The sequence below is a fragment of the Acetatifactor sp. genome (genome assembly GCF_982438285.1).
On the sequence record NZ_CEWDFQ010000350.1, the window covers coordinates 1 to 3,086 of the forward strand.

Below are 3,086 nucleotides of genomic sequence, written 5' to 3' on the forward strand. Positions count from 1 at the left end.
TTTTTACATATCCATACCGCCGAACGGGGCAGCAGAATATCCCCCTCCACCGGATACTGAAAATCCTTTTTCCCTTTAGTATGAGGAAGCTTTAAGGGCACTGAGCTGTGGTTGATCACAATGCAGCCGTTTTCAAATTCCCCTGTCTCTATGTTTCTTCCCCTCACAATTCTCTCCGGCCGACAGTGTACCGACAAAATATCTTCAAACAGCCTGGTACCGGACAGGATAAGAGGATACATCTCCGCATTTTTCTGATCATAGGGAACGTGGGGAATATTCTGGCAGGCGTAGGAGGCGCCTATCTGTACTCCAAAAGAATATATGGCTCCTTCTCCCATCCTGTTTTTTACCACACAGGGGCGACGGCTGTTTACATACCGGGCCAGGACTTCTCCTTTGCTATAGCTCTGGAAACAGTTTCCCTGGGCTATGATCGTCACATCATATTGATAGGGCTGCCTGGGACAATCCTCCCCCTTGATTCCAAAGACATTTTCACAAAGGGCATCCTCCGGCCCGTGCAGCAGAGCCCCTCCCTTTTGGGTCCATTCCCGGATCTTCTCCTCCAGCTCTTTATCGGCGCAGAGGCAGTAACAATCGTCAGAAGGCACAACCAATATTTTATAAGAAGCAAGTCCACCCTTTTTTACCACTCCCTTGTCAATGACATCCACCTGATATCCCAGATCGCACAGCAGCCTGTACCACCCCAAAAAATCCAGCCTTCTTGTTTTATTCCCTTCCACCTCAAAGGGCTCTATCCCAGCCATGGCAGAGGGAAAAAGCAGGGCGGCCTCCTTCTTTTTGTTTCCTCTCCTTTGTGGAATCACTCTTGCCAGCCATTCATTGCCTGTTTTCAACGACTTAAGAAAGCTCTCATCCATGCGGTTTAACACGCCTCCGTCATCCAGCCCGTTTATACCGTAGGAGGAATAGCCCTCCACACCCGCCGCAGCCATAACGCCGATCAGCTCACAGGGCGTTAAAAATTCATACACATCCTGATAGAGAAATCTTCCCCAGTAAATCCCCCCTAAATTTGTTTTTCCTTCATTCATCACCCGCATCATGCTGTGCTGGCAGGATACGGCGTAAGGATCAGGCTTTCCGTCCGGCGTGACGGGCACCGTAAGAAAGTGACAGCAATCCACATAATCCGCCAGGGCATAAATGTCGATTCCTCTTACCGCCGTATCCCATAGACCGCTGAAATCCGCATCCCGATCTGCCAGCCTGTTTCCGTCCACATTTAAAAAATAACCCCATTGCGTCATGCCTGGAAACAGGAAAATTCTGTCATCTATTTTTTTCAGCTTTTTCTGCATGGTCTTAAAGTAGTTTTTCAGCTCTTCCATTTTCCAAAAAGCGTTATCCCTCCACATATAAAATCTGGGGGTGGCCTTTTTGATGTCCTCTGGCTCAAAGGGGTGGGTTTTGTCATAGGAAAAGGTAAACCAATAGTCCTTTGGCTCAAGCTCCTCAAAGGAATCAAAGCCGGTTTGATACGCCTCATTAAACCGCTGTATATCTCCTTCATAAATTCTCTTCAGGTATGCTACATACCGGTTCTTTCCATCCTGGTCAAAGCTCATGGCCGCCACCGGATCCCACATGGAGCAAAGGGGCAGCACCTCTTTTCCCTTGTCCAGGCAACAGGTATAGTTCTGCCCATACTGCTTCATAAGGCGCTGCACATGGTTGACCATGGAAAGCTGCGCGTACTCAGACCAATATTTGTACCAGTGCCCGGGACGGCCTTCCCTGTTTATAATTTCCTCTCCGAAGATGGGAGGGCTGAACCGGATGCGGGGATAAAGATTGTCCCCGTTTAAATAAAGAGCCAGAAAATTATGTCCCAGACCATGTCTTTCTGCAGACTGCTGCATATACTCCTGCATTTCCACATAGGGACTGAGCGCTCCCGTCTCATACCTGTCCCTGAAATCCTCCCAGGCCTTGGCATCCAGCATCACATCCGTAAAGCCCAGCTGTGCAATCTGCTCCATCATCTGATCCACAAAGTCTTTATCGTCATAGGCAGGACAGTAAAAGTTTCCAAACCAGATGTTGATGAAGGGTTTTTTTGATCCGCTGCTTATCATTTTGCATCCTCCTGTCTGCTTTTTACACTTTTTTTCATCATACCAATTTCGTGTGAAAAACATATGAAGAAACTTTTCCAAGCCTATGTAAAAAATTGTCCTGCCCCGAAAATCTCTTTCTTATGAGGGATGGAAGGGTGGAATCTGAAAAGGTTTATCTTTCCTTTTCCCTGTAAATAGTGTATACTGAGTACGCAAAAATACAGCCGGACAAATCTCTCTTTTGAACCTCCGGCGCTCAGAAACGGAAAGGATACTTTAGCATGAACAAAATCGGAATTATCGGGGCAATGGAGTTAGAGGTTGAGGAATTAAAATCCAAGATGACCCTTTCAAATATCCGCAAAAGGGCAGGAATGGAGTTTTTTGAAGGCACCCTTAATGGGGCTGAGGCTGTCATTGTCCGCAGCGGTGTGGGCAAGGTCAACGCCGCTGTGTGCGTGCAGATTCTTGCAGACGATTTCCAGGTGACGCACATTATCAATACGGGAGTGGCAGGCTCTCTGAATGCAAAGCTGGACATCGGCGATATCCTGATTTCCCGGGATGCTCTCTACCATGACGTGGACGCCGTAATTTTCGGCTACCAGCCGGGGGAGGTTCCTCAGCTTGGCATAAGAGAATTTCCAGCGGACGAGCGGCTTGCTTCGCTGGCCAAGGCCTCCTGTGAGAGAGTCAACCCCGGCCTGCACGCTGTGATCGGCCGGGTGGTAAGCGGCGATCAATTTATCTCCAAGAAGGAGGTAAAGGACCGTCTCATTTCAGAATTCCAGGGAGACTGCGCAGAGATGGAGGGAGCCGCCATCGCCCACAGCGCCTTTTTAAACCACATCCCCTTTGTGATCATCCGCGCCATCTCAGATAAGGCGGACGACAGCGCCCAGGTGGAATACCCTGTTTTTGAGAAGGCTGCTGCCAGGCATTCCGCCAGACTTGTAGAGAATATGCTGGGAGAGTTGAAATAAGTATATTTGAAAAAAC

General features: G+C 48.6%; 2 protein-coding genes. One reads left to right on the plus strand and one right to left on the minus strand.

From position 1 onward, the window contains the following. Window positions 1–2,105, minus strand: a 2,105-nt coding sequence (locus tag AC1WIP_RS13675; protein WP_481142348.1) for a hypothetical protein, incomplete at its 3' end; no start/stop codon positions are given. A 263-nt stretch (window positions 2,106–2,368) separates the two neighbouring features. On the opposite strand from AC1WIP_RS13675, the gene AC1WIP_RS13680 reads away from it, so the two are divergent. Next, window positions 2,369–3,070 carry a 5'-methylthioadenosine/adenosylhomocysteine nucleosidase gene (locus AC1WIP_RS13680; RefSeq protein WP_481142349.1) on the plus strand — a complete coding sequence of 234 codons (702 nt, stop codon included), beginning with the start codon at window positions 2,369–2,371 and terminating at the stop codon, window positions 3,068–3,070. The last annotated feature ends 16 nt before the right edge of the window (window positions 3,071–3,086 follow it).

Excerpts from the sequence above, each read along its gene's own strand:
- AC1WIP_RS13680 (WP_481142349.1), top strand. The coding sequence starts at position 2,369 with ATGAACAAAATCGGAATTATCGGGGCAATGGAGTTAGAGGTTGAGGAA.